28 protein-coding genes are annotated in these 24,855 nt (G+C 36.2%); 6 read left to right on the forward strand and 22 right to left on the reverse strand.

What is annotated here, in order from left to right; genetic code table 11:
• The first annotated feature begins 350 nt into the window (after window positions 1-350).
• On the forward strand, window positions 351-875 hold the full coding sequence (locus ACIQ38_RS14330; protein ID WP_402824139.1) for a collagen-like protein: 525 nt from the start codon (window positions 351-353) through the stop codon (window positions 873-875).
• Window positions 876-1,437: 562 nt separating this feature from the next.
• Here the strand turns inward: ACIQ38_RS14330 and ACIQ38_RS14335 are convergent.
• The 4 genes from ACIQ38_RS14335 to ACIQ38_RS14350 form a co-directional block, all read right to left on the reverse strand.
• On the reverse strand, window positions 1,438-1,863 hold the full coding sequence (locus tag ACIQ38_RS14335) for a hypothetical protein (protein WP_402824142.1): 426 nt from the start codon (window positions 1,861-1,863) through the stop codon (window positions 1,438-1,440).
• Between the two features lie 107 nt (window positions 1,864-1,970).
• Complete coding sequence (locus ACIQ38_RS14340) at window positions 1,971-2,120, reverse strand: hypothetical protein (RefSeq protein ID WP_402824145.1); 150 nt, start codon at window positions 2,118-2,120, stop codon at window positions 1,971-1,973.
• A gap of 79 nt (window positions 2,121-2,199) precedes the next feature.
• On the reverse strand, window positions 2,200-2,451 hold the full coding sequence (locus tag ACIQ38_RS14345) for a hypothetical protein (protein WP_402824148.1): 252 nt from the start codon (window positions 2,449-2,451) through the stop codon (window positions 2,200-2,202).
• A gap of 218 nt (window positions 2,452-2,669) precedes the next feature.
• The gene (locus ACIQ38_RS14350) at window positions 2,670-4,136 is read right to left on the reverse strand and encodes an aminoacyl-histidine dipeptidase (protein WP_402824151.1); all 1,467 of its coding nucleotides are present in this window, start codon (window positions 4,134-4,136) and stop codon (window positions 2,670-2,672) included.
• 174 nt (window positions 4,137-4,310) lie between these two features.
• On the opposite strand from ACIQ38_RS14350, the gene ACIQ38_RS14355 reads away from it, so the two are divergent.
• A complete protein-coding gene (locus ACIQ38_RS14355; protein WP_402824154.1) occupies window positions 4,311-4,739 on the forward strand; it encodes a hypothetical protein in 429 nt (142 codons plus the stop codon).
• A 274-nt stretch (window positions 4,740-5,013) separates the two neighbouring features.
• Here ACIQ38_RS14355 and ACIQ38_RS14360 read toward each other — a convergent pair whose 3' ends face one another.
• The 4 genes from ACIQ38_RS14360 to ACIQ38_RS14375 form a co-directional block, all read right to left on the reverse strand.
• Complete coding sequence (locus ACIQ38_RS14360; RefSeq protein ID WP_402824157.1) at window positions 5,014-6,126, reverse strand: virulence factor; 1,113 nt, start codon at window positions 6,124-6,126, stop codon at window positions 5,014-5,016.
• Between the two features lie 24 nt (window positions 6,127-6,150).
• Window positions 6,151-8,034 carry an ABC-F family ATP-binding cassette domain-containing protein gene (locus ACIQ38_RS14365; protein WP_402824160.1) on the reverse strand — a complete coding sequence of 628 codons (1,884 nt, stop codon included), beginning with the start codon at window positions 8,032-8,034 and terminating at the stop codon, window positions 6,151-6,153.
• Window positions 8,031-8,666 (reverse strand): HD domain-containing protein, encoded by a 636-nt coding sequence (locus ACIQ38_RS14370; protein WP_402824163.1) that lies wholly within the window; start codon window positions 8,664-8,666, stop codon window positions 8,031-8,033. The genes ACIQ38_RS14365 and ACIQ38_RS14370 overlap by 4 nt, the downstream gene beginning before the upstream one ends.
• 138 nt (window positions 8,667-8,804) lie before the next feature.
• Window positions 8,805-10,484, reverse strand: coding sequence for a formate--tetrahydrofolate ligase (locus ACIQ38_RS14375; RefSeq protein ID WP_402824166.1), 1,680 nt, complete (start codon window positions 10,482-10,484; stop codon window positions 8,805-8,807).
• Between the two features lie 150 nt (window positions 10,485-10,634).
• On the opposite strand from ACIQ38_RS14375, the gene ACIQ38_RS14380 reads away from it, so the two are divergent.
• The gene (locus ACIQ38_RS14380) at window positions 10,635-10,838 is read left to right on the forward strand and encodes a cold-shock protein (protein ID WP_402824169.1); all 204 of its coding nucleotides are present in this window, start codon (window positions 10,635-10,637) and stop codon (window positions 10,836-10,838) included.
• Window positions 10,839-10,876: 38 nt separating this feature from the next.
• Here ACIQ38_RS14380 and ACIQ38_RS14385 read toward each other — a convergent pair whose 3' ends face one another.
• The gene (locus tag ACIQ38_RS14385; protein WP_402824171.1) at window positions 10,877-11,053 is read right to left on the reverse strand and encodes a zinc-finger domain-containing protein; all 177 of its coding nucleotides are present in this window, start codon (window positions 11,051-11,053) and stop codon (window positions 10,877-10,879) included.
• 112 nt (window positions 11,054-11,165) lie between these two features.
• Here ACIQ38_RS14385 and ACIQ38_RS14390 point away from each other — a divergent pair, with 112 nt between their 5' ends.
• Window positions 11,166-11,564 carry a reverse transcriptase-like protein gene (locus ACIQ38_RS14390; protein ID WP_402824174.1) on the forward strand — a complete coding sequence of 133 codons (399 nt, stop codon included), beginning with the start codon at window positions 11,166-11,168 and terminating at the stop codon, window positions 11,562-11,564.
• On the opposite strand, the gene ACIQ38_RS14395 is transcribed toward ACIQ38_RS14390, so the two are convergent.
• The 6 genes from ACIQ38_RS14395 to ACIQ38_RS14420 form a co-directional block, all read right to left on the reverse strand.
• On the reverse strand, window positions 11,561-12,028 hold the full coding sequence (locus ACIQ38_RS14395; protein ID WP_402824177.1) for an SRPBCC family protein: 468 nt from the start codon (window positions 12,026-12,028) through the stop codon (window positions 11,561-11,563). The two genes, ACIQ38_RS14390 and ACIQ38_RS14395, sit on opposite strands and share 4 nt — an antisense overlap.
• A gap of 739 nt (window positions 12,029-12,767) precedes the next feature.
• Window positions 12,768-12,968 carry a cold-shock protein gene (locus ACIQ38_RS14400; protein ID WP_053589685.1) on the reverse strand — a complete coding sequence of 67 codons (201 nt, stop codon included), beginning with the start codon at window positions 12,966-12,968 and terminating at the stop codon, window positions 12,768-12,770.
• A 165-nt stretch (window positions 12,969-13,133) separates the two neighbouring features.
• Entirely contained in the window at window positions 13,134-13,955 is an 822-nt protein-coding gene (gene coaW, locus ACIQ38_RS14405) for a type II pantothenate kinase (protein ID WP_402824181.1), read from the reverse strand.
• A 27-nt stretch (window positions 13,956-13,982) separates the two neighbouring features.
• The gene (locus ACIQ38_RS14410) at window positions 13,983-14,291 is read right to left on the reverse strand and encodes a magnetosome magnetite crystal formation protein family (RefSeq protein WP_402824184.1); all 309 of its coding nucleotides are present in this window, start codon (window positions 14,289-14,291) and stop codon (window positions 13,983-13,985) included.
• A 56-nt stretch (window positions 14,292-14,347) separates the two neighbouring features.
• Window positions 14,348-15,865 (reverse strand): amidohydrolase, encoded by a 1,518-nt coding sequence (locus ACIQ38_RS14415; protein WP_402824187.1) that lies wholly within the window; start codon window positions 15,863-15,865, stop codon window positions 14,348-14,350.
• Window positions 15,862-16,431, reverse strand: coding sequence for a DUF1836 domain-containing protein (locus tag ACIQ38_RS14420; RefSeq protein ID WP_402824190.1), 570 nt, complete (start codon window positions 16,429-16,431; stop codon window positions 15,862-15,864). The genes ACIQ38_RS14415 and ACIQ38_RS14420 overlap by 4 nt, the downstream gene beginning before the upstream one ends.
• Window positions 16,432-16,564: 133 nt before the next feature.
• Here ACIQ38_RS14420 and trhA point away from each other — a divergent pair, with 133 nt between their 5' ends.
• Entirely contained in the window at window positions 16,565-17,212 is a 648-nt protein-coding gene (gene trhA / locus ACIQ38_RS14425) for a PAQR family membrane homeostasis protein TrhA (protein ID WP_402824193.1), read from the forward strand.
• A 247-nt stretch (window positions 17,213-17,459) separates the two neighbouring features.
• Here the strand turns inward: trhA and ACIQ38_RS14430 are convergent, their stop codons facing one another.
• On the reverse strand, window positions 17,460-17,903 hold the full coding sequence (locus ACIQ38_RS14430; protein ID WP_402824196.1) for an OsmC family protein: 444 nt from the start codon (window positions 17,901-17,903) through the stop codon (window positions 17,460-17,462).
• Between the two features lie 89 nt (window positions 17,904-17,992).
• On the opposite strand from ACIQ38_RS14430, the gene ACIQ38_RS14435 reads away from it, so the two are divergent.
• Window positions 17,993-18,361: a hypothetical protein gene (locus ACIQ38_RS14435; protein WP_402824199.1), complete on the forward strand. Its 369-nt coding sequence runs from the start codon at window positions 17,993-17,995 to the stop codon at window positions 18,359-18,361.
• 44 nt (window positions 18,362-18,405) lie between these two features.
• On the opposite strand, the gene ACIQ38_RS14440 is transcribed toward ACIQ38_RS14435, so the two are convergent.
• From ACIQ38_RS14440 to ACIQ38_RS14465, 6 genes are all read right to left on the reverse strand, one after another.
• Window positions 18,406-19,950: a sensor domain-containing diguanylate cyclase gene (locus ACIQ38_RS14440; protein WP_402824202.1), complete on the reverse strand. Its 1,545-nt coding sequence runs from the start codon at window positions 19,948-19,950 to the stop codon at window positions 18,406-18,408.
• A gap of 129 nt (window positions 19,951-20,079) precedes the next feature.
• Entirely contained in the window at window positions 20,080-20,787 is a 708-nt protein-coding gene (locus ACIQ38_RS14445) for an ABC transporter ATP-binding protein (RefSeq protein ID WP_402824462.1), read from the reverse strand.
• Window positions 20,780-21,568, reverse strand: a complete 789-nt coding sequence (locus ACIQ38_RS14450) for an ABC transporter ATP-binding protein (RefSeq protein ID WP_402824205.1) — start codon at window positions 21,566-21,568, stop codon at window positions 20,780-20,782. Before ACIQ38_RS14450 ends, ACIQ38_RS14445 begins: the two co-directional genes overlap by 8 nt.
• Entirely contained in the window at window positions 21,558-22,508 is a 951-nt protein-coding gene (locus ACIQ38_RS14455; protein WP_402824208.1) for a branched-chain amino acid ABC transporter permease, read from the reverse strand. Before ACIQ38_RS14455 ends, ACIQ38_RS14450 begins: the two co-directional genes overlap by 11 nt.
• Before the next feature lie 13 nt (window positions 22,509-22,521).
• Entirely contained in the window at window positions 22,522-23,397 is an 876-nt protein-coding gene (locus tag ACIQ38_RS14460; protein ID WP_402824211.1) for a branched-chain amino acid ABC transporter permease, read from the reverse strand.
• An 83-nt stretch (window positions 23,398-23,480) separates the two neighbouring features.
• Window positions 23,481-24,659, reverse strand: coding sequence for an ABC transporter substrate-binding protein (locus ACIQ38_RS14465; RefSeq protein ID WP_402824214.1), 1,179 nt, complete (start codon window positions 24,657-24,659; stop codon window positions 23,481-23,483).
• Between the last annotated feature and the right edge of the window lie 196 nt (window positions 24,660-24,855).

The raw sequence follows: 24,855 nt of genomic DNA on the forward strand, positions 1-24,855 counted from the left end.
TTTTCTATATTACCAAAGGCAAATTCTCTACCTCTACATTCTATACACTTATCTTCTACAGGCTTATTTACCTCCTTTGGGCTATTTATTGACAACATCTACACTGGTTCCTAGAGCATTGGCATAACTACTACCATTGGAAAATGAAAATGTGACAATAACAGAGTAAAAGTTTATGGGTACTCGAAATGCACCTTTTCAACGGTGTTATACATTTAATGAATTTTATGTTGAGTTTTAATCTGCTTAATATCTAATATGAAAATAACTTATGTTCACTCTTTGTTTTCCCCAAACAGATATGTTATTGCTGACATATTCTAGAGGTAGTAGTAGAGGAGGTGATTAATTTGTCAAAAAACAATAACTGTGGTTGTGGAAATCGTTCGCTTCCAAGCGTTCGATTGAGAGGATGTATCTGTCCCCCTGGACCTCCAGGACCACCAGGAGGAGCATTAGCATTTGCGGATTTTTTTGCGTTGATGCCTCCTGATAATGCAGCAACTGTTGCGGCTGGGGGTGATGTGGATTTCCCGCAAGATGGACCTACTAGTGGGACGGATATTGTTCGAGCTACTGCAGATTCATTTACCTTGGCTGCAATTGGAACTTACCAAGTATTGTTTCAGGTGAGTGTTACAGAACCCGGCCAACTAATTTTAACTCTTAATAATATTGACCTACCCTACACAGTGGTCGGACGGGCAACGGGTACTTCGCAGATAGTAGGAACGGCTCTTGTAACTACGACAACCATGAATTCAGTACTTACTGTACGAAATCCTGCTGGCAACACCCCAGCACTAACCATCACCCCTTCTGCTGGAGGAGCAAGGTCAGTTTCAGCACACCTTGTTATCACCCGACTCCAATAGACTTAAAAATCAGTATAAGAAATCACACCTCTCAGAAAAATGAACTACACTCCAATTGTTAGGCACACTCTAAAAATTGGGGTGTTTTTTATGAATAAAATCTCTGAATAAGAAAAATCAGCTACTGTTCTGCGCTAATGAATCATATGTGCCAATGGCCAATTCACTTGGAATGGATAAAGTTGATTTTTGATGTACATGAAATATATTATGAATACCGCCTGTACTCGAAATGAGCTAGAAAACAGGTGTAAACAAGTAAAAGAAAAAGGGTCTCATATACTTTAATAATCTCCTTTAAAAAAACAAATAAAAACACCGTTCTTTTTTGAACGATGTTAATATACATTATTGACTATTTAATCTTGCTGTTCGGAAAGTTCTTCACTTAGGTTTGACTCATCTTCATCGACATCGTTACAACCGAATAACAAACCTACCGATAAAATACCAATCATTAGCGTAAAAATATGTCTTTTATGCTTTATCCAATTAATCCCTCCACTCTACTCTGAAGCTCGATCATGATTCCAACTGAGGAGGAGTGGAAATAGTAACACCATTACTTGGACAATTCCTTATAAGCTAAAGCCTTTAACGCTAGCATTTCTTCTTCTGTTAATTTACCTTCAATCTGATTTAAAAGGGCTTGCTTTTCTTCTTCTGTCATTCCATTTTTAGCTTTTGCTTGGATTTCTTGCAATTCGCTTATTTTAAACTTTTTAAGCAGCACTCTTGTTGCTTCTTCTTTTGTTTGAAATGGTAGCTGACTACTATCGACATTTTTTCCTTCTTCTATAAAAGCCTGTAATTGTGGGTCTTTCTGTATTTCTTCTTTGATATTGTCCAATTGTCCCCTATCTTCTAGTTCAACCGTTACTTTTTCCATTACTTGATCCGCAATTATTTTTGGTACGAAATAGTATGCAGCAAAACCAATAATTCCGACAATGAAAACGATACTAAAAAGTATTTTCAAAAATTTCAACTCACTTCCTCCTTCTACTGTATTTTTTGTTGGATAGTCTTTCTTTATTGTACACATAGAAAAAGCACCTTCCAAGGTGCTTAATAGGAAACTTCCTCTATTTTTTATTAATTTCTCTCCGTTAGCATCCTGTTATACGATTGCACAGCCACATTTACTGTAACAAATGAACCAATGAAAAATAATACTGTGCCTCCCAAGGTAAACAATCGAGCGATTAACGTGGTTCTTTCCTCATTAATAAGTGCTTGATTCATTTATTCACCCACCTCTCCATACTCATTATATTCGTTAGTTGCATAATAATGGTCCTTGTATGTTAGCAGTAGGTAGCCCCTATATAGTTTTACTACTTTTTCCTTTGATTTCAGATATTTTATAATCGATAAACGCTCCGATCACTCCGAGTGGTAGTCCTCCAGCAGATATAGAAAGCAGTACTGTAAACAAGTTGAAACTGTCCATTTTAAAATATAATAATAAAAGAATGGAGAGTGTTCCTAATATGGTGAACAAAATAGAAAAATAATATGTGATATGTACTTCATCTTTTATAGTAGCTTCTTTTTCGATGATTTCTTCGCGCATATTACTCCCCCGTTCTTTATAGCATCACTTATCCTTTTTATTATTTACCCATTACTCATTATTTAAACGCTTTAAATAGGAAAAGTAGTTGGAACATCAAGTCAAAAAACACCATTCAACTAAAAATGAATGATGTTGTTAATATGTGAAAGTAAGTAAAAAGTTGCTTAATTTTTTACCCAAAAACGCCAACATATTCTGTACAGTCCAATTGAAGGTTAATAAAAGTCCTTCATCCTTTTTAGAGTATAAATGAAAAATTCCCAGTTATTTATAGTCGAAGGGATACTTACATGCTCTTCAGGAGTATGCACCAAAAACATGTCTGGTCCGATGGAAACAGCATCTAATCCAGGAATTTTTTCAATAAATACCCCACATTCAATCCCGGCATGTACAGCAATTACCTCGATTTCTTTGCCATATTTCTCTTTATACGTCTCTTCAAATAATTGTTTCACTTTGGAGTCAGGATTGTATGGCCACTCCGGATAATCGGAATCGATTATAATGTCACACCCAAGTAATTGTGCAATCGATTTTGCTTGATGGACCATATAGGTTTTTATACTTTTGACTGAACTTCTAATTTCACTTACGAATGTTACTTCACTGTCTGTTGTTGAAACAACCCCTAAATTGGATGAGCTCTCCACTAATCCGTCTATTCCCATACTCATTCCATGAACGCCATGAGGAATTAATAATAGGGATGTAAAAGTTTTATCCACCGTTTCTTTCGAAAAAGCTTTCGGAAAGGTATTTTCACTTTTTTTAAATTCAATCGATATCCCTGGATCTGAAGATTGTAGCTCCGTTTTAAATATACTATTCCATTCTTTAATTCTTTCTGTTATCTTTTTAACTTCATCAGATCGAATTAACACCGTAGCATCCGCTTCTCGTGGTATTGCATTTGATTTCAAGCCACCATTTAATTGTTGTATAGAGCATGAAAAATCTGTAGACAAATCCTGTAATACTCTTCCTAGAAGTTTGATAGAGTTCCCTCGCTCTTTATCAATTTCTATGCCAGAATGACCGCCTTTTAACCCTTTCACGCTAATACAATAACTAGCTTCATCTTCTGATATATCTTGCCATACAATCGGAAGCTTTTGCACTACACGTACCCCACCAGCACTGCTGACTAGTAACTTTCCATCTTCTTCAGAATCAATATTTATCAAAATTTCCCCTTCCAATTGCGTAACATCTACAGCAAGCGCTCCGTTCATCGTCGTTTCTTCTTCCGTTGTTATTACTATTTCCAGTGCGGGATGCTCTATATCATTGGCATCTAATAAAGCTAGAGCATATGCAATAGCAATTCCATTGTCTGCGCCAAGCGTTGTATCCGTAGCATATAACATTTCTCCAATAACCCTCAATTGAAGAGGATCCTTCTCGAAATCATGGATAGTGCCCTTATTCTTTTCGCAAACCATATCCATATGCCCCTGAATAATGACTGTTGGCGTATTTTCATATCCAGCAGTAGCAGCTTTTTTTATAATGACATTCCATGATTCATCCTGTATTACTTCTAAGTTTCGATCTTGTGCAAAATGAACTAAATAATCACTGATTCCTTTCTCATTACCAGAGCCTCTAGGGATATTGGAAATCTCTGCAAAGTAATGAAATACCGGATGGCTAGTTAATGTCTCTAAATTGTTATACAAATATATTCATCCTCTCCATTAATTAATAATCCTAATTCTTCTTAAATATTTTCAGAACAAGAAAGCTAATCTTCATTCACTAACAAAACTTTACCATAAGTTTCTAATGCTTGTATTAGAAAATCCAATTATACATTAGATTGAACTAATAATTTTTCTTAAGGAGAACCTTTCATGAATACTTCAATACCTTGCCCCGGTTGCCAAGAACCGATTACTATCAAAGATTTCGAGCACTTTTCTTCCACTTTTACTATGAAATGCCCACACTGTAAAGCGAAACTAAAAGAAACTAAATTGACACCATTATTACTTTTAATAGCGATAGTTGTAGTGCTATTAATGTTTTTACTAGGCATTACAGTTAAGAATTTTCTAGTTGGTTACTTTCCTATCGTAGAAAAAGTACCTACAATTTTTGTATTCATGTCTTTCTACTATCTTCCTTATGCTTTATATGAAGCTTTCAATGCTGTTATCATAATGAATAAAGGCAATCTACAATTAAAAATAAGGGCTAATCTTTATAGCTATACATTTATCTGCTCAAATAAAAAACACCTTCGACTTAGAAATTTTAAAAATCCCTCTCGAAGGTGTTAGTGTTTATACAACAGTGCAAACAGATTCTGTCCATATGTAATACATGATATCAGAGCATACAAAAAAGCCTCACTCTTCAACGTGAGGCTTGTATACTTAAGCGATCGTGTAAGAAATTCGAAGGGAGATCTTCTAACAGGTTACCAAGCCTGTTTTTCTTACAACAATAGAGTACCATATATTTTTGAAAGTTCCATGCTTAATTATTGCATATAGATCCTATGTTAACCATGAATGGAAATACATGCCCGAAAAGGATTAACAAAAGTTTTTCTTATTTTCTCGCTTCACTCATTTGTTTCCAAACGGATCCTCTTGCTTCTTCCCCGTCTTCAATTCGGGCAATGGCCATACGAATTTGGAGTTTTACTTCATATTCTTTATCTTCCATTGCTTCTTTTAAAGCAGGCAAGGCATCTGTATCACCAACTTCATAGAAGTACATTGCTGCACGCCAGCGGACAAGTTTGTTTTTATCAAACAATGCAACTTTCATCACATCTGCAAATTGTTCAAAACCTAAATCACTCATTGCATCCCCTGCTGTTCTACGCACTGCTCCACTTTTATCTTTTAGAGCAATTTCTAAATAAGGAATTACTGCTTCATCTTCTATTAATCCAAGGTATACCGTAGCTAGACGACGAATGGATACTTGTTCATCTTCTACCGCTTTTGCCAAAATCGTCAAGTCTTCTAATTCAGGGTTGATCAAATTATTAAGCAATTGGAATCTCTCTTCCCATTCACTTACTTCAAATTGCTCCAATGTGAATGGAACTCGAACAGCTGCTTTTTCTTCTGTATGCTGATCTTTTTCTTCAATTAGCTGTTGCAATTTGCTTTGTGGGAAAGTTGCTTCTAATTCTTTGACTAATTGTTCTCCAATTTCTTTTTGATCACCGTAACGAACACCATAATCTACCCATTTGCGAAGCATAATATAGTTTTCTTTATCGCCTTCCATTGCTTCATCCAATGCTTTAGTGAAACGATCGGATAAACCAAAACGTGATTCTGATTCGCTATCAAACACTTTTACTTGAAGAGGAATCCCTTTATATTGTTGTACATGGACATATACTTCCCCGTAATGGTCTAATGGTTGTTCACTAGTTGCTTCTTCATTGTCTGCTCCGAATACATTTTCTACAGAAGCTAAAATAGATTCCCAGCTAATTTTAGAAATGCGTTCAATTGCTAAAAAGTCCGCAACATGATAGACCCCTTTTACCCCTTCTATTTTAAAAAGTTCTTGTATTTCTTTTGGGGAACCTTGAATATTGTCTCTTTTATAATTATAGCTTTTACCAAATGGCAGCTCTTGATCGATCACTACCTTCATCGTATTTGGACTTGGTGTTGGTTCAATTGTAACTATTTTCATCCTATATACCTCCAGTAATTAAGATTAAGAAGAAGCGATTTCGTCTAAATAAGACCATCTCTCTATTAATTGTTCATAAGTGCTATTTGCTTGTTCTAGCTTGTCCGTTAGTTCCTGTAGCAAGGTAAAATCGGAGCCAGCCGTTAAAATTTTCTCTTCCAATTCCACGATCAGCTGCTCTGTTTTTTCGATTTCCTCGCCAATTGTTTCCCATTCTCGTTGTTCTTTATACGACATTTTCTTTTTCTCTTTTGCCACTTTAACTGGCGGAAGTTCTTTTACGATTACTTCCTCCACTTCCATTGGAGTTTCGTTTGCTTCTTCTAAGTAATCAGAATAAACTCCTAACCACTCTTTAACAGAACCGTCCCCATTTAAAATCCATAGTTTTTTCGCTATACGATCCAAGAAAAATCGGTCATGAGAAATAGTCACGATTACACCAGGAAAAGTTTCCATGAAATCTTCTAACACAGATAAAGTTTGAATGTCTAAATCATTCGTAGGTTCGTCCATAAACAGAACGTTCGGCTGTTCCATTAACATTTTTAGTAACACTAACCGTTTTTTCTCTCCGCCCGAAAGTTTCCCAATTTGTGTACCATGTGTGTTTAATGGAAATAAAAATCGTTCTAACATTTGTGCTGCTGAAAACTTTTCTCCAGAACCCGTTTCGATTAAGTTAGAAGATTCTCGTACATATTCTATCATTCTTGTCTGTTCATTTAACTTAGGTAATTGTTGCGAAAAATGCATGAGCTTAACTGTTGAACCGACCATTATTTCTCCAGAATCCATTGGTATTTCTCTTGCTAGCATTTTCAGCAATGTACTTTTTCCAACGCCATTCGGGCCGACTATCCCAATGCGGTCCCCGGCTTGTAATAAGAAAGAAAAGTCTTCTACAATTTTCTTGGAATCAAATCTTTTCGAAATGTTTATTCCTTCTAGCACTTGTTTACCAAGTCTAGTTGTCGCCATTTCTAAATCTAGATTTTGAGTAGAGTTATTACGATCAATTTTAGCATCGATTTCTTCAAATCGATCTTTTCTCGCTTTTTGTTTCGTCGATCTAGCTTTTGCTCCTCTTCGAATCCATTTTAATTCATTGCGGTATAAGTTTTGAAGCTTTTGTTGAGATGCTGCATTCATTTCTTCTCGTAATGCTTTCGACTCTAAATAATCTGCGTAATTCCCTGTATGTGTGTAAAGTGTTTTATCGGCAAGTTCATATATATGCGTTGCAACTGCATCCAAAAAGTAGCGATCATGCGTGACAAAGATAATAGAGCCTTCCACTCGTTGAAGCATATCTTGTAACCAATCCGTTGATTCTTTGTCTAAATGGTTGGTAGGCTCATCTAGTAAAAGTAAATCTGCCGGTTCGATTAACACTTTTGCAAGTGCTACTCTTTTTTGTTGACCACCAGATAGATGAAGAATAGAATCTTCGTATTGCGTAATTCCTAGTTTCGTTAATGCCGTTTTTGCAAGTGCATTGACATCCCATGCTTGCAAATCATCCATTTTTTGTTGTAAGTCCATCAGTTTGTTTTGCCGTTCTGTTGAACCTGAATCTTCCATTAAAGCTAGCAATGCCTCTTCATATTCTCGGTTAATTTTTAAAATAGGAGAATCTCCACTAAATACTGTTTGCAAAACTGTTTCTTCTTTATCGAATACTGGTTGCTGCTCCAAATACGCAACTCGGTATTTGTTTGGATGATCACGATCGATGGAATCCGCTTCTAATTGACCAGCAATAATCGATAGAAATGTAGATTTACCAGTACCATTAATCCCTATTAATCCAGCTCGATTATGATCGTTTATCGTAAAGCTTATATTTTCAAACAGTGTTTTTTCTCCAACTGTTTTTGTTAAGTTTGAAATGATTAAATGACTCATATATGTTCCCCTGTTTCTGTTCTTAAGTTTTGCAAAAATAATTCCATAAATGCATGTCTCTCTTTTGCAAGTTCTTTTCCTTTTTCCGTCAGCATTCCGTCCGCCAGTTTTAATAATTTTTCATAAAAATGCGTAACGGATGCTGTTTCTTTGGAGCGATATTCTTCTACAGACATATTGTCTCTTGGTGTCTCATCTGCATCATATAACTTTCTGCCTTTTGCCCCACCGTAAGCAAAAGTACGCGCAATTCCGACTGCTCCTATTGCATCTAGTCGGTCTGCGTCTCGAACGATTTTGGCTTCTATTGTACTGGCTATTAGTTCATTTCCTCCATTAAAGGAAATGGATTTAATGAGCGTTTTTAGTTGATCTACCTTTTCATCTGATAAGCCAATAAGGCGGAGGATTCTATCTTCCTCTTGCTTTTCTTCACCTGAAGCGTATTTGGGATCACTGACATCATGTAAAAGTACTGCTAACTCGATAAGTTCTAAGTCAGCTTTAGGCTCACAAGATGCGATTTCGAACGCATTTTTACGCACTCTTTCAATATGTTGAAAATCATGACTTGCATCAAAATGCTTGTACACTTCTTTGACTAATTGTTCGCATTGTTGGATTGAATTCATTTTCCTTACCCCTTTAATGTTCTATTATCCATTATAACGAATAAAACTAAAAAAGACTGCTAATTAAGCAGTCTTTCTAGATTAATCGAATAGGTTCCTGCGCAAGCGCGTTGCAGAAAATATATTTGCGGAAGAAAGTTAGAATAATCCGATTGCATGTCCATCTTCCGAAACATCCATATTTAATGCTGCTGGTTTTTTAGGTAGTCCTGGCATGGTCATAATATCTCCGGTTAAGCAAACTAAAAACCCTGCGCCTAGCTTAGGAATAACTTCTCGAACTGTAATTGTAAAGTCAGTTGGTCTTCCTAATAATTTCGGTTGATCGGATAAAGAATACTGTGTTTTTGCCATACAAATTGGAAGTGCATCCCACCCATATGCCGTTATTTGATCGATTTGTTTTTTGGCAGCGTCCGTAAACACTACATCTTTTCCTCCATACACTTGCTGGACAATTGTACGGACTTTTTGTTCAATCGTATCTGTAACATTGTATAGAGGGGCAAAATTAGATGGCTTATCTAGTTCGTTTAACACTAATTTTGCTAATTCCACTCCACCTGCTCCACCTTTTTCCCACACTTCGGTTAAAGCAATAGCAATATTTCTTTCTTCACACCACGTGAGTAATGCATTTAGCTCTGCTTCTGTATCCGTAAAGAATTTATTCAAGGCAACAACTGGCTCGATACCGAATGCCCGAATAGTTTCTATATGCTTTTCTAAATTGTTAGTTCCTTTAAGAAGGGCGTGTACGTCTTCTTCTTTTAACAACTCTTTTTGTTTTCCACCCTGCATTTTAAGCGCTCGAATCGTTGCTACAATAACGACTGCGTCTGGCGATAAATCACCTTGACGTGACTTAATATGCATAAACTTCTCCGCACCTAAATCGGCACCAAATCCTGCTTCAGTCACCACGACATCCGCTAAGTTCATCGCTGTTTTCGTCGCAATAATAGAATTACAGCCATGTGCGATATTGGCAAAAGGTCCACCATGTATAAGAGCGGGTGTTCCTTCAATTGTTTGCACTAAGTTTGGTTTAACTGCTTCTTTTAATAATAAAGTCAGGGCACCTTCAACCCCTAAAGCTCGCACAGTTATAGGTTCTTTTGCATATGTATAACCGATGACGATTTGCGCTAGTCTTTCCTTTAAATCTGCTAAATTCTTTGCCAAACAAAGAATGGCCATAATTTCAGATGCGACCGTAATATCAAATCCGTCTTCTCGCGGCACTCCTTGGGTAGGACCGCCAAGACCAATCGTAATATGGCGTAGTGCCCGATCATTCATATCAAGTACGCGTTTCCAAATAATTCTTCTAGGGTCTATTTGTAAATCATTTCCTTGATGAATATGATTGTCTATCATTGCAGCCAATGCATTGTTGGCAGTTGTAATGGCATGTAAGTCTCCATTGAAGTGTAAATTTATTTCTTCCATTGGTAGAACTTGTGCAAAACCTCCACCAGTAGCACCACCCTTTACACCCATTACTGGACCTAAAGATGGTTCACGAAGCGCTACTACAACAGATTGGCCAATTTTTTTCATGGCATCTGCTAGTCCAACGGTTACGGTAGATTTGCCTTCTCCTGCCGCTGTCGGGCTTATTGCTGTTACAAGCACTACTTTTCCTAAATTTGTTTTCACTGCTATTTTTGTTGGATCAATTTTAGCTTTGTAGTTACCATATTGTTCTAATGCATCTTCTAGAATGCCTAATTTATCCGAAATTTGGCGAATTGGTTGCATTTTGGCATTTTTGGCTATACTTAAATCGGATAGCGGCTCTACGTTAACTTTCATATGTATCCCAACCTTTTTTATTTAATTATAACGTGGAGTCGAGCGAATATAACAGTAAAAATTCGACATATTATTGACGATAGTTGTCATTTACTGTATAGTATATTTATCCATTATCAGAATTTTTAGTGGACCGAGGGAGGAACGTTTATGCAACAGGGGAAAGTAAAATGGTTTAATAATGAAAAAGGCTATGGATTTATCGAGTATAATGATGGAGAAGATGTCTTCGTCCATTTTACAGGTATTCAAGGTGATGGGTTTCGTGCTCTCGAAGAAGGACAAGAAGTTATGTTCGAAATCGTTGAAGGAAACCGTGGTCCTCAAGCTGCAAACGTTATTAAAAATAGTTAGAAACGATTCTTCCCGCGACAAATGGTCGTGGGATTTTTTTACTGAAGTTTTTCTCCTTTTTGCTTAATCTCTTCACCTACTGTACAGCCATGGATGCAAAACTGATGTGCAACTGTTTTTCCTTTTTCTTTTCTAAGCTGTGTCCGGACAAAACATCCATCACAATACTTTTGTAATATATGATCAATTTCATTTATAATTTGTGTGTTTTTCATTCGTTTTACGCTCCTCGCTACATACATAATTGTACTATTATGTTTCTTTTGTTTGCAAGTATACTATAAGTAGTTCAGACTAAAAAGTAACCATATTTTAAAGGGGAATGACATGTTAGAAATTTATATTGATGGCTCAACTACAGGAAATCCAGGTCCAAGCGGAATCGGCATTTTCATTAAGGGTGAAGGACATCATCTAAAGTTTAGCGAGTTCATCGGACATTACTCAAATCATACGACAGAATTTATGGCATTACTTAGAGGAGTAGAAGAAGCACAAAAACTGTCTCCTACTATTGTGTCTGTTCGAACCGATTCACAAATCGTGCTTGCTGCAGTTGAGAAGCGTTATGCAAAAAATGCAGAATTTGCGGCAATCTTAGAAAAAGTGTTAGCGATAAGCGATACATTTGATTTGTTTTTCATCAAATGGATTCCGGATGATCAAAACAAAGCAGCACATGCACTCGCTAGAGAAGCCGTATTAAAACAACTGCCGAAAAGTTAAAGGGCAGTTGTTTTTTTGTATGCAGCTTCAATCGTCTCTTTTGTGCGGTTCATAAAGTTAACTATTACTTCATCGCTTCCAAATAACTGAAAAACGCTAAACAGCGGATTTTTAGGCTTATTGATGGACGTATAGATGAACTTGGTCGTTGTATCGTCTTCCTTTTGCAGTTCATAGTCAATGGTCATTCGAAAGCGATCGTTTAATAGGAAGTGTTCTTGAATCATTTTGTCATTTGGCTCATCTTTATATTTTTCAATCGTTATTTCATATTGTTCCGTTAAAGAACCATTTTGATACATCTGACGGATAACCGATCCGATTACTGACTCCGTTTGTTTTATATATTCCTCTCCTACTACTTTTGGAAAGATTTTTTTCTTTTTTTCTATATCTCCATAAAAATAGGTCCATGCAAATTCAATTGGAACGTTTATGTTAATTTCTTTTTTCCACTTTTTCATTTATTTTTACTCCTAAAACTCAGATTGTGTTGTTTTTATATAATAATACCATAAGAAAAGCGCAGGCGCCTATGTCTGCAACGACTGGCAAATGAGCATGGTGCGCATAATAGGAAAGTGCTTCTTATTGAGGTCTATTAAGGTGTCTGCCGTGATTTTCGCTGCAGGACGGACGCTTTCAGCCCGGTGTGCGATGAGCCATCCCGCCGTTTATGCATACATTGTGAAGTCACATCTTACTCAATAGTGGAACAATTGAGTGTATCCAGTGAAAGGCTTAGGGCAACCAACTAGTCATTGAGAGCAACTAATTCTACACCGAGAGCAACTAAAATTAGTGCAAGTGCAACTAAATTGCATATTAAAGCAACTAATTCTTAAAACAACAAGTTTACTTAGGCTGAGACGACGATGACTGTGACTTATTTTTGTCAAAGTTGCGCGAATGATTCATAATGTTGCGGGTTTGAAGTGGAAAGTTGCGTGAATCCTCTACAATGTTGCGAGTAATGACTAGAACATTGCGCATTTTTTTATTGGGCAATCTTCTCCAGATAAATAGCTCGGATATAATTACCGTAGCGCGGCAAGCACGAAGGCTCGCGATCTCCTTATGACGCATTAGTCCTAAATCACACACAATAAAATAGGTCTAACCTTATGTCAAAGTTGTTCTAATTTCCTAAACGACAAAAAAACAGACTCTCCTAAGAGAGTCTGTTAAAGTTTAGGTTTAAAATTAAGCTTTTACTACGTTAGTAGCTTGAAGACCACGTTGGCCTTGCTCGATTTCAAAAGTTACTTCTTGACCTTCGTCAAGAGATTTGAAACCTTCGCTTTGGATAGCTGAGAAGTGTACGAATACGTCGTCTCCGCCTTCGCGCTCGATGAATCCGAATCCTTTTTCTGAGTTAAACCATTTTACTTTACCTTGTTCCATGTTTGTTTCCTCCTCGTGTGCAATTTGACGCACACATTTTGTTACTATCCTTGCTCAACACTGTTAAGTAAAAGTGTTGCCACCTACTAACTAACCGAACAAAAATAATCCTCTTTAAATATAACACGCACTTTCCAATAATGCAACAGATATACATGATTCTTTTTATTTGTTTTCTAACAATGCACCTATCGCTCCACTAAACCCATGTTTTTCTAAAAAGATTGGTTTTTTCTGCTTTAAAATCGTATAAGATTCAATAATTTTTTGGAGTAATTCATTTTCTTCTAATGTAGAACCAATATAAATAACATCTTCTACACGATGGGCATCAGCTGCTTGAATACAAAGCGTAGCCACTACTTCGCCAATAATCCCTTGTACACCAGCTAACAAATCGGAATGATTTCTCGTTTCTTCTGATTTCAACGCAATACCACCAAAATTACTTGCTGTTAATGAACCTTTAATAGGAAGTTTATTGTGTTGGTATATGTCACTCACTAAAATATCAATGGATCCACGTTTTCCTTCTTTGGATAGCTCGATTATATCTTTGTAGTCGCTGATTCCCGTTAAAGCCGATCCCAAACCTAGTAGTGTCCCACCACCTACTCCAGTTCCACCAATACGACTATGTGTTTCATCTTGCATAATATGTATAGAAGTTCCAGTACCGATATTGGCAATTATGGCCGAATCACTGGAAACGACTTCTTCCTTTAGTTGGTACATCACTCCGTTCATCGTCGCATCAAATTCCACTATGTAAGGGATTTCAATTTTCGATGAAAGATATCTTTTTAGCTGTTCTGCTCGACCACCAGTGAGGCAGATAGAAGCTAACGAGTGATTTGTTTCTAGCCAGTCCTTTACGGCATTAAAATCGGATGAAGGAAATTTTTGAAACGACATTTCCTTTTTTTCATCCCAATAAGCAACTTTCGTTAACGTTCCACCTGCATCAATTCCAATTCTAGTAGTCATCCTAATTCCCCTTTTATATGAGAAGACTTATTTAATCCAAGATCCAACAATCGGATAGTTAAACTTGTCTCCATTAATCGCTTTAATTATTCCGATAATTGGAACAACAAATGCCATTATACCAAAAATAATAAGCATCGGGATACCTATTAAGAAAATAATTAAGAAAATAGAGATAGTAATTAATACGGACATGACAAGCTGAAATAACACTGCTTGAATCGAAAGCTTTTTCACTTCATCATCATCTACAACTAAAAATAAGATAAAAGGGACAAGAAATGGAGCGAACCAAGTGCTTGCATGAAGTAACACTTTTAAGCCTGTATTTTGCATGAAAATCGAACTCCTTTCTCTTTTTTCTTATTTACGACAGAAAGAGACAAATAGTTTCATTTTTTTCTACTAAAAACAATTTTTCCATTCACAACTGTTTGAAGTATTTTCGAAGTAGTAAACGACTCTTTTGTTAATACTTGGTCGACAATTGTAAAATCGGCATCGAAACCATCCAGTATTTTACCGATTACATCTTCTTTTCCGATTGCTTTAGCACTACCAGTTGTAAATAAGGAGATTGCTTCAAATGCGGATAGTTCCTGATTTGGTAAATATGCATTATTCGCCGCAGCATCCATTCCTAGTAATGGATCTGCAAGCTCGATTGGAGAATCGGATCCTCCTGAACAATCAAACCCTTTATCTAATAACGTTTTCCAAGCGTATGCCCCTATTAAGCGTTCTTTTCCTAATCGATCTATTACCCATGGAAAATCAGAAGGCACGAACATCGGTTGAATATCTAAGACTACTGGTAATTTGGCCATTCTGTCTATTAAATCTTCCGTAAGCACGTTCACATGAATGAGTCTATCTTTTTTTCCAGATGGCGCAGGATACTTCTCTATTAAATCTAAAATAATCTCTACCGCTTTGTCTCCAATAACATGTACAGCAATATTCTCATTATATTTTCTTGCTAACTTCACAAGGTTTTCTAATTTTGCCATGTCATGAACGGCAACGCCTTTATTTCCAGGAGAGTCTGAATAATCATCCGATAATAAAGCAGTATGTCCCCCAAGTGACCCATCGATAAATATTTTCATCGCGCCAAATTCGATAAAGTCGACAGATTCTTCTCCCTGCATTTGCTCAAATACTTCGTGATGTCGAAGTAAATGGACGCGAAAACTCGTGCCTATTGTACGGCGATATGCTTCTAGCGGTACCGTGTATGGTCCATAATAGGCCATATCCTCTGTGTGCACGCCTGTTAGTCCTTTTGCTTGCAAATCAGCGACACTTGCTTGAATGACTTGTTGCAAATAGTCGGTTGTAACTGTTGGGATATGCGACGTAATCAATTGTTGTGCTTCGTCATAAAATAGACCATTTAAATTGCCATCCTCATCTTTTCCGATAATACCGCCCACTGGATTTGGTGTGTTTTTTGTTATTCCTGCTAATTCCATCGCTTTTGTATTCGCGACAAGCACATGTCTACAAATTCGCTTTAAGACGATCGGTGTTTCTTCTATTATATCTATGTCTTTACATGTAAGCGGACGACCTTCTACTAAAATATTATCATTCCAACCTTCTGCTAAATACCAGTCCCCTTCTTTCGCACGTTTGGCTACTTCCGCCACAAGTGTTTGAATGGAAGTAAAAGAAGACAAATCTAAATAACTTAGTTTCTCTCCATGGCCAATTAAGTGGATATGACTATCTACAAAACCCGGATACATGACGGCCCCTTGTAAAGATTGAATCTGATCAGCTAAAGGACTTAATTGTTCTTTCGTACCAGTTTGTATAATCTTTCCGTTCTCTACTAATACAGCCTCTTCTTTTTCTCCTTCTGCATTCATTGTAAAAATAGTTCCGTCTGTCCAAAGTGTCTTCATTTTTTATGCTCCTTTTTATTTGAGATTAATTCATCCACTAGTAGTTCTGCTGCCTTGCGATAGGCATTGCTCATATTGGCAAGTGACGTTATTAATAATAAATGCTTCAAATCCTCCTCCATCTCCATTTGGTCAATTTCCTGTTCATGGGCTTGCATTTCAGTAAAAAAACTTTTCGCATTCGCCTGTTGTAATGCAACCGAGTGCTTATAAAAATCTTCTAAATTAAAATGCTCACTGTCTATTTTTTCGTTGATTGGATCCATTGTTGTCTTAATATCATTAATAGAAAGAGCTCCTTTTAATTGATAGATTAAGTTTATTAACATTATATGCTGTTTGGAATATTTTTTGTTTTTGATAGGAATGAATAATTTTCCTTTGGCATAGTTATTGATCATTGTTTTAGTTAATACTTTTTCATCCGTATTTCGAAGGGTTGGACCAAATTTCGAATCAAATAATTGAATTACTTGATCCATGTATAAATCGATATCGGGTATTTCTTCGGCATGAATAGTTGCATCCAATCCTAGCTTTTTGATAAGTTCTTCTGATTTGTTCATGTAAATTCCTCCGTTACTTGCTTGTTCTTATCGTATCGTAAAAAGAGTTTTCAGTAAACATTGACTATCTATCGAAATGAGTATATTATATTAAGTAGTTATCAAAACTACATAATGTTATGGAGGTATTCTGTTGGAGAAGTTTATAAGAGAACCATTTAATGCATTATCACATCTTTTGGGCGCTATTCTTGGTGTTGTTGCTTTAATCGCAATGATAATAAAAGGAATCGTATTAGATCTATCAGGCTTAACGATTACTGCGCTCGTACTATTTGGAGTAAGTATGATTTTACTGTACGCCTCGTCGGCAACTTATCATATGGTTATCGCAAAAGATCATGTCATTCACATGTTGCGACGACTGGATCATTCGATGATTTATTTATTAATAGCAGGTACATATGCCCCGTTTTGTTTAATCGCCTTAAAAGGCACTACTGGTTATACACTTTTTAGTATAATTTCGCTTATGGCGATTAGTGGGATATTATTTAAAATGATTTGGTTCAACTGTCCAAGATGGATTTCTACTGTTTTATATATTGGTATGGGATGGATTATTGTCTTTTTGGCTTCCCCTCTTGCCGGTGCGCTAGGGACACAAGGTCTCTTCTTTTTAATAGTTGGAGGAATATTTTATACGATCGGTGGAGTTATTTACGGGGTGAAACCAAATATACCGTTTATCAAAAAATTAGGCTTCCATGAGATTTTTCATATTTTCATTTTATTAGGCACGATTAGCCACTTTATTTGTGTCTTTGTATATGTTATTTAAGGATGATAAAGCGTCGTGAAAAGGTTTAATAGGTGACTACTGTGATTCCCACCAGCAGTGAAAATCAAATTCGTAGCGATCATTCAATTGAAATTGATCGCTTTTTTGTGGAAGAAATATCCTATTCCAACTAAACTTGAATTTTTTCCAACTAAATGCACCAAAATTCCAACTAAAGCTGTCAAAATTCCAACTAACCACATCTCCAAGGAAAAATATACAAAAAAGGACTTAAACCAAGACGGTTTTAGTCCTTTTTCACATGTATAGTTGGTTCTAATTGTAATTCTACATTTCCTTGTATTGCCCGACTAATCATACAGGATGTTTCGGCTTTTTTGGCAAGTTTCAGTGTCATTGCTCGATCTTTTTCATTTTCAATGCCAATCACTGGACGATGAATAATCTTTTTATATGTAAACACACCGTTTGTAACATCGACTACTGCCGTTGACTCCATGTCGAGTGAATTTTTTACGATTTTGCTCCGTTCAAGCATTGCTGCAAGTGTAATAATATAACAAGTCGCCGCGGCTCCAAGTAACATCTCATCCGGATTTGTCCCAACTCCAGGACCGTCCATCTCTGTCGGTATCGATACTTTTGTAGAAAGATGTTCTGTATGAATTTCTCCTACATCATTTCGATTGCCTGGCCAATTTGCTTTAAGGTGAAAATAATGTTCTGCCATCTCTATCATTCCTTTCATAGAGTTATTCTAGTAGTTGGAAAAACAAGTGATTTCCAGTATGATTAATGAAGAGAAAGAAGGGAATCCACTTGCTGAAAAAATACAATAAAATTGCTGGTATAATGATTGTTTTATCGATGTTTTTACTTATTTTAGGCGTCAGATACGTACTTGGTCAAGATTTAGTCATTATGAACTTCGTCGCTTTTGCTGCATTTTCCGTTGCAGTCGGTGTAATAGCTGCTGCTTTGTTAATGTACAAATTATATAAAGGATTTTACATTTTTACCATAGGTCTTGTCATTGGATTTATTGAATTATTTCGTTCTTTTATTGCTGGAACAGAAGAGTTTGGTGATCTTGTCGGTATTCTATCTCTTTTCATCTTTACTTCTTTCGGCTTAGTGATCGGTTTGATTGTAGAAGGTATCGTATACCTGATGAAAAAAAACAAGTAAAAAAGAAGTTTTTTTCGCACTACTAGCGAGAAAAACTTCTTCTTTTAAGGTGAAATAACTGTTCTATTTCTTCCTTCAGATTTAGCAACATACAAAGCCTCATCGACCCTGTTCAAAAGTTCACTCACAGTTTCTTTATTCGCTTTATATTCCCCAACACCTGCTGAAATGGTGATCTTTCTGTTTAACGGGAGGATGTTCGCTTCAATTTCTTTTCTTAATTTTTCTGCAAGTAGATATGCATCATCTATCAAGCAATTTGGTAATATAATAACAAACTCTTCCCCACCAAGTCGGACACATACATCCTGTTCCGAAACGCCTGACAATAATTTATGTGCTAAAAATTGTAATGTCTCGTCTCCTACTTGATGTCCATAAACATCATTCACTTTTTTGAAATGGTCAATATCAATATTAATAATAGAAAAAGAACATTTTTGTTCCAATAAATCACTAAAGACCAACTCTGAATATCTTCTATTTTTCAATCCAGTAAGCGGATCTGTAAAAGATTGAAGCTTAAAATTAGCAACTTCTTCCTCTTGCAGCTTTCGATAATTTTCAATGGTGTCCGTTAGTTGTTTGGCTTCGAAAAACCAAGTTGAGATGTTTAAATTCTCTATAGATACATCTTTCCCGTTTGTATTCATCGTAGAAATAGCTAACTTCCTCAAAGGTGCAGCTAATTTTTCCGATAACAGATAAGCTAAAACATAAAACAAAATAACAAATGGAAGCGTATAAAAAAACATTTTCGTCATAATCCCACTTAGTGGTTGTAGGCTAATTTCAAAAGGAGTTTGCGAAACAATTCCCCATTGACTTTCGGAAATATAGGAATACCCAGCTAAAAAATGTGCGCCTTGCGTATTATATATTTCTTTAGAACCACTTTGGCCATTCAATAAATGTTGAATCACTTTATTTTTACTAACGTCTTCCCCAATTCTTTTTTTATCCGGATGATAGATTAATGTACCTTCTTCATCAACAACAAAAACATAAGAACCATCTTCGCTAAAATGCTTGGCTAAAATATTGTGAATAAAGTTATCTTCTTGTAAATAAATAGTGCCATTCAGCATACCAAGATATGTATGGGAATCATCATATAATGGAGTAGATACAAGGATTAGCAGTCTCCCTGTTACTGCTTTATATGGTTTCGAAATAAAATTTTCTTTTAGACGCAATGCTTCCACTACACCAGGAGAATCTATTTTGTTACCAGTAATACCTACATTTGGTGAAGTAGCTATTGCGACGCCATCATTACCAATGACGGAAAGCGAGTTAAAGTTTTTACTACTTATTAATAATTGGTTTAATATGTTGGTTAGTTCCTCGGGATCATTGATATATTCCATTACGTCTGTTTTTCTTGCTTCTAGATTAGCTTGCATTGTCCCAAAAACTTCTTCGGACATTTGAGCTAATTTTAAAGCATACATTTCGTTCTGCTCTAACGATTTTTCAATTAAACTTTTCTTCGTTACTAGATAACTAGAAAAAAAGGAACTACTTAAAATAGCTATCATTGTAAAAGTAATCAGTGTTAGTATCCAAAATTTGAGTGTTTTTTTCATTTAACTTCCCCTTCAAAAAGCATTCCAAATCATTATAGCATTTGAACTATTTTTTTACCTGCTCAATAATTAATTTAACAACAAAAAAACTTTCACCAAGTTTATGTAACTTAGTGAAAGTCTTCCTTATCAGTGTCCACCTAAATATGCTTGTCGTACTTCTTCACTAGCCTGAAGTTCTTTCGCTGGGCCGGATAGTACAACCCTGCCAGTTTCGATAACATAGCCACGACTTGCTACAGATAGCGCCATATTAGCGTTTTGTTCGACCAATAAAACAGTTGTGCCGTCCCGGTTAATGTCTTCAATCACTTGAAAGATTGTTTTAACCATCAAGGGAGCTAACCCCATCGATGGTTCGTCTAGTAAAACTAGTTTCGGTTTCGCCATAATTGCACGACCCATTGCGAGCATTTGTTGTTCCCCACCCGACAGTGTACCTGACAGTTGTTTTTTACGTTCTAAAAGTCTTGGGAATATATCATATACTTTTTGCATATCATGATGGATTCCTGCTTTGTCTTTCCGTAAAAAAGCTCCTAATTCTAAGTTTTCTTCTACTGTAAGGTTTGCGAATACACGACGTCCTTCTGGAACATGTGAAATTCCTGATTTCACGATCGTTTGAGCTTGCTTACCGGAAATAGATTTATCTAGAAATTCTATTTTTCCTTTTTTCGGTTTTAGTAGTCCTGACAAAGTTTTCAACAAAGTACTTTTCCCAGCACCGTTTGCTCCGATTAATGTTACAATTTCCCCTTCATTTACATCAATTGACACATCTTTAAGGGCTTGAATGTTCCCGTAAAATACATCTATATTTTCCACTTTAAGCATTGACATCGTGAACTTCCTCCCCTAAATAAGCCTCAATAACCTTAGGATGATTACGAATCACTTCTGGTGATCCTTCCGCAAGAAGCTGACCATGGTCGAGTACATAAATTCGTTCACAAACACCCATGACTAAATTCATATCATGTTCTATTAGTAAGATAGTCAAATCGAATTTATTTCGAATAAAGGCGATTAAATCCATTAAATCTTTCGTTTCTTGCGGGTTCATCCCTGCTGCTGGTTCATCTAATAAAAGAAGTTTTGGATTGGCCGCTAAAGCACGGGCAATTTCTAATCTTCTTTGCTGCCCATACGGCAAATTCTTTGCTAACTCATCCTTATACTTGTCTAAACTAAAAATCTTCAGGAATTCAATCGATTTTTCTTCCATTTCTTTTTCACCAGCAAAATGGGAAGGGAGTCTTAAAATAGAACTTATAATCGAATGCTTAGCAATTGAGTGATAAGCAACCTTTACGTTTTCTAATACAGAAAGTTCATTAAAAAGGCGAATATTTTGGAATGTACGGCTAACCCCTTTTCTAGTAACTTTAAAAGGAGGTAACCCGTTAATTCGTTCTCCATTAAAAAGAATTTCTCCTTCAGTAGGAACATAAACTCCAGTTAACAAGTTAAAACTAGTCGTTTTCCCAGCACCATTCGGACCAATTAGACCAACTAATTCTCCTTGATTTAATACCATATTTAAGTTTTGAACAGCTTTTAAACCACCAAACTGAATACCGGTATTTTTTACTTCTAATAAAGGCTTATTTTTCATGTTGGCCGCCTCCTTTTGGCGTTCTCCATAGTTTGAAGTAATCCGTAATTTCCATCGTACCCATTAATCCCTTAGGTCTATATAACATTACTATAATTAAAACAAGACTATAAATAATCATGCGAGTTTCAGGGTATCCTTGAAGATATGTAGAAACTATCGTTAATAATATGGCTGAAAGTACAGCACCTGATAGACTACCAAGACCACCTAAAACTACGAATATTAAAATATCAAAAGACTTTAAAAAGCCGAACTGACTTGGTTGGATAATATAGAAGTTATGTGAAAATAAAGCACCTGCTACCCCTGCAAAGAATGAGCCGATTGCAAATGCAATTACTTTATAATACGTCGTATTTATCCCCATCGCATCAGACGCAATTTCATTTTCCCTTACAGAGATTGCCGCTAAACCATGTCTCGAGTTTGTGAAATTGGCAATAACTATTATCGTAATAACAAGACAAACAAAGGCATATGTCCAAGTAGTCAAGTGGGAAACTTGCATCCCAGCTGCTCCACCAACTGCATCAATATTCAAAAATACAATACGAATGATTTCCGCAAATCCTAGTGTTGCAATTGCCAAGTAATCCCCTTTTAATCTTAAGCTCGGAATTCCTACAATTAGTCCTGCCAATGCGGCAACAATCCCACCAACAATAATTGCTACTACAAAAGGTAATTGTAATTTCATTGTAATAATTGCGGATACATATGCTCCTACAGCTAAAAATCCTGCATGTCCAATAGAAAATTGACCTGTAATCCCAATAACCAAATGTAGGCTGACTGCTAAAATAATGTTAATGGCAATAAGTATGAGCGTATTAGAATAAAATTGATTCATCATCCCAGTTGAAATAAGTACTTGAACGACTCCATACACTAATACAGCTATTATGATAAATGGCCAAAACTGTTTAGACTTTTTCATCTCTCTATACCACCTACACTTTCTCACGTGTATTTTTGCCAAAGATTCCTGAAGGTCTGAAAATCAGAATTAAGATAAGGATAATGAATGCCGCAGCATCTCTCCATAGAGAGAAACCTAAAGCACTAACAATCGTTTCTACAACTCCGAGAACAAGCCCGCCAACCATCGCCCCAGGAATAATACCAATTCCCCCCAGAACAGCAGCGACAAATGCTTTTAAACCTGGAATGACCCCCATTAAAGGATCGATCTTTGTATAATACACACCAAAAATTACACCAGCAGCACCTGCCAAAGCAGAACCAATCGCAAAGGTTGCAGAAATCGTATTATCTACATTAATTCCCATAAGCTTCGCGGCTTCTACATCATGTGAAACAGCACGCATCGCTTTTCCTGTTTTCGTTTTATGGACGATAAATTGTAGCAATATCATAAGAACGACAGAAACAGAAAGAATTAACACAGATTGTATACTAATTTGAGCTCCTAAAATACTAAATGTTTTGTTGGAGAAAATATTTGGATATGCTTCTGGTTGAGCTCCCCGAATATAAATTACGCCGTATTCTATTAGTAACGATACACCAATTGCAGTGATCAATGCCGCAATACGTGTAGCATTACGCAAACGTTTATATGCAATACGTTCAATAATGACCCCAAATAAAGCACAAGCTACCATAGAAAGGATTAATGCAGGGAAAAAACCTAGTCCAAAAACAGTAATCGAATAAAATCCGATAAAGGAACCTACCATGAACACGTCACCATGTGCAAAGTTGATTAATTTAATTATGCCATACACCATCGTATAACCGAGGGCGATTAATGCGTATATACTTCCGAGTGAAATACCGTTAATCAGTTGTTGTATCCATTCCATGAAGTTTCACTCCTTTATGCATTCATTTTCTTTTACATAGAGAAAAGGAGGGATATCAATCCCTCCCATTTTACTGGTTAATCTTAAGGATTAACTTTCGTGTTAAATACTTGTTTACCATCTACGAATTCTAAAATTGTAGCTGATTTAACCGGATGGTGGTTTTCATCCACTGAGTATAAACCTGTTACTAAATCTAGATTATCTGTAGCTTCTAAAGCCTCTTTAATTTTTGTTCCGTCTGTAGAACCAGCACGCTCAATTGCATCTTTCAATAAGTAAACCGTGTCATAGCCAAGCGCATTAAATGAGTTCGGTGCTTTTCCGAATTTGTCATTAAACTTTTCAGCAAATTCTTTTGCTTTTCCATCTGGATCTTCTGCAGAATAGTGATTAATAACAAAAGTGTTGTTTAGCGCTTCTGCTCCAGCTAAGTCAACGATTGTTGGTGAATCCCATCCATCAGCACCCATTAAAGGAACTGTAATTCCAAGTTCACGAGCTTGTTTAACGATCAAACCAACTTCCTCATAATAACCAGGAATAAAGATAAACTCAGGATTTGCACCTTTAATACGAGTTAAGGTAGATCTGAAATCTGTATCTTTTGCTACATAAGATTCTTGCTGTACGATTGTACCGCCAGCAGCTTCAAAGTCTTTAATAAACGAAGCAGCAAGACCTTTTGCATAGTCACTCGCGTTGTCGGAATAAACTGCCGCAGTTTTTACTTTTAGTTCATTTGCAGCAAAGTTTGCAGCTACAGTCCCTTGAAATGGGTCAATGAATGAAGTACGGAATGCAAATTCATTAACAGAACCATTATCAGCAACTGTTACAGTTGGACTAGTTCCTGACGGTGTAATCATTGGCGTTTTGCTGTCATTAGCAATCTGTACTTGAGCTACAGAGTTACCGCTTGTTGCAGGTCCAATAATTGCAGCTACTTTATCTTGACTTGTTAATTTAATCGCAGCATTTGTAGATTCAGCAGCATCCGACTTATTGTCTACTGTTACTAATTTAATTTGTTTCCCATCAATACCACCAGCAGCATTGATTTCTTCTACTGCCAAATTAAATCCGTCATTTTGTGATGATCCATAGGATGCTACTGGACCAGATAGTTCTAGGTTGACACCGATTTTAATTTCGTCTCCTCCCTTAGAACTACTACCTTCTTCCCCCGCTCCACATCCTGCTAGTATTCCAACTAATAGAGTTGAAGCAAGAAATAACGAAGCAAATTTCGATTTCTTCATTTTATAAAACCTCCTATTTTGTTCGATAATTCTGAATTTATAAGTCGTACTTCTTAATTTTTAATTTTTTAATAAGTAACCGCTCAGAATCTATCATTTATTCGAATGAACTATCTCATTGTAAAACAAAGTATATATTCAGTCTACTATAATTTTTCCTTTAGTTCTAAAATTTCAGAAATTACATTAATATAAT

The sequence above is a fragment of the Psychrobacillus sp. NPDC096389 genome (genome assembly GCF_044762855.1).
Taxonomy (GTDB): Bacteria; Bacillota; Bacilli; order Bacillales_A; family Planococcaceae; genus Psychrobacillus.

Bases quoted from the DNA above. Each gene is read 5' to 3' on its own strand.
- ACIQ38_RS14340 (WP_402824145.1), bottom strand. From the start codon at position 2,120: ATGAATCAAGCACTTATTAATGAGGAAAGAACCACGTTAATCGCTCGA.
- ACIQ38_RS14345 (WP_402824148.1), bottom strand. From the start codon at position 2,451: ATGCGCGAAGAAATCATCGAAAAAGAAGCTACTATAAAAGATGAAGTA.
- ACIQ38_RS14355 (WP_402824154.1), top strand. From the start codon at position 4,311: ATGAATACTTCAATACCTTGCCCCGGTTGCCAAGAACCGATTACTATC.
- ACIQ38_RS14360 (WP_402824157.1), bottom strand. From the start codon at position 6,126: ATGAAAATAGTTACAATTGAACCAACACCAAGTCCAAATACGATGAAG.
- ACIQ38_RS14365 (WP_402824160.1), bottom strand. From the start codon at position 8,034: ATGAGTCATTTAATCATTTCAAACTTAACAAAAACAGTTGGAGAAAAA.
- ACIQ38_RS14370 (WP_402824163.1), bottom strand. From the start codon at position 8,666: ATGAATTCAATCCAACAATGCGAACAATTAGTCAAAGAAGTGTACAAG.
- ACIQ38_RS14375 (WP_402824166.1), bottom strand. From the start codon at position 10,484: ATGAAAGTTAACGTAGAGCCGCTATCCGATTTAAGTATAGCCAAAAAT.
- ACIQ38_RS14380 (WP_402824169.1), top strand. From the start codon at position 10,635: ATGCAACAGGGGAAAGTAAAATGGTTTAATAATGAAAAAGGCTATGGA.
- ACIQ38_RS14385 (WP_402824171.1), bottom strand. From the start codon at position 11,053: ATGAAAAACACACAAATTATAAATGAAATTGATCATATATTACAAAAG.
- ACIQ38_RS14390 (WP_402824174.1), top strand. From the start codon at position 11,166: ATGTTAGAAATTTATATTGATGGCTCAACTACAGGAAATCCAGGTCCA.
- ACIQ38_RS14395 (WP_402824177.1), bottom strand. From the start codon at position 12,028: ATGAAAAAGTGGAAAAAAGAAATTAACATAAACGTTCCAATTGAATTT.
- ACIQ38_RS14400 (WP_053589685.1), bottom strand. From the start codon at position 12,968: ATGGAACAAGGTAAAGTAAAATGGTTTAACTCAGAAAAAGGATTCGGA.
- coaW (WP_402824181.1), bottom strand. From the start codon at position 13,955: ATGACTACTAGAATTGGAATTGATGCAGGTGGAACGTTAACGAAAGTT.
- ACIQ38_RS14410 (WP_402824184.1), bottom strand. From the start codon at position 14,291: ATGCAAAATACAGGCTTAAAAGTGTTACTTCATGCAAGCACTTGGTTC.
- ACIQ38_RS14415 (WP_402824187.1), bottom strand. From the start codon at position 15,865: ATGAAGACACTTTGGACAGACGGAACTATTTTTACAATGAATGCAGAA.
- ACIQ38_RS14420 (WP_402824190.1), bottom strand. From the start codon at position 16,431: ATGAACAAATCAGAAGAACTTATCAAAAAGCTAGGATTGGATGCAACT.
- ACIQ38_RS14430 (WP_402824196.1), bottom strand. From the start codon at position 17,903: ATGGCAGAACATTATTTTCACCTTAAAGCAAATTGGCCAGGCAATCGA.
- ACIQ38_RS14440 (WP_402824202.1), bottom strand. From the start codon at position 19,950: ATGAAAAAAACACTCAAATTTTGGATACTAACACTGATTACTTTTACA.
- ACIQ38_RS14445 (WP_402824462.1), bottom strand. From the start codon at position 20,787: ATGCTTAAAGTGGAAAATATAGATGTATTTTACGGGAACATTCAAGCC.
- ACIQ38_RS14450 (WP_402824205.1), bottom strand. From the start codon at position 21,568: ATGAAAAATAAGCCTTTATTAGAAGTAAAAAATACCGGTATTCAGTTT.
- ACIQ38_RS14455 (WP_402824208.1), bottom strand. From the start codon at position 22,508: ATGAAAAAGTCTAAACAGTTTTGGCCATTTATCATAATAGCTGTATTA.
- ACIQ38_RS14460 (WP_402824211.1), bottom strand. From the start codon at position 23,397: ATGGAATGGATACAACAACTGATTAACGGTATTTCACTCGGAAGTATA.
- ACIQ38_RS14465 (WP_402824214.1), bottom strand. From the start codon at position 24,659: ATGAAGAAATCGAAATTTGCTTCGTTATTTCTTGCTTCAACTCTATTA.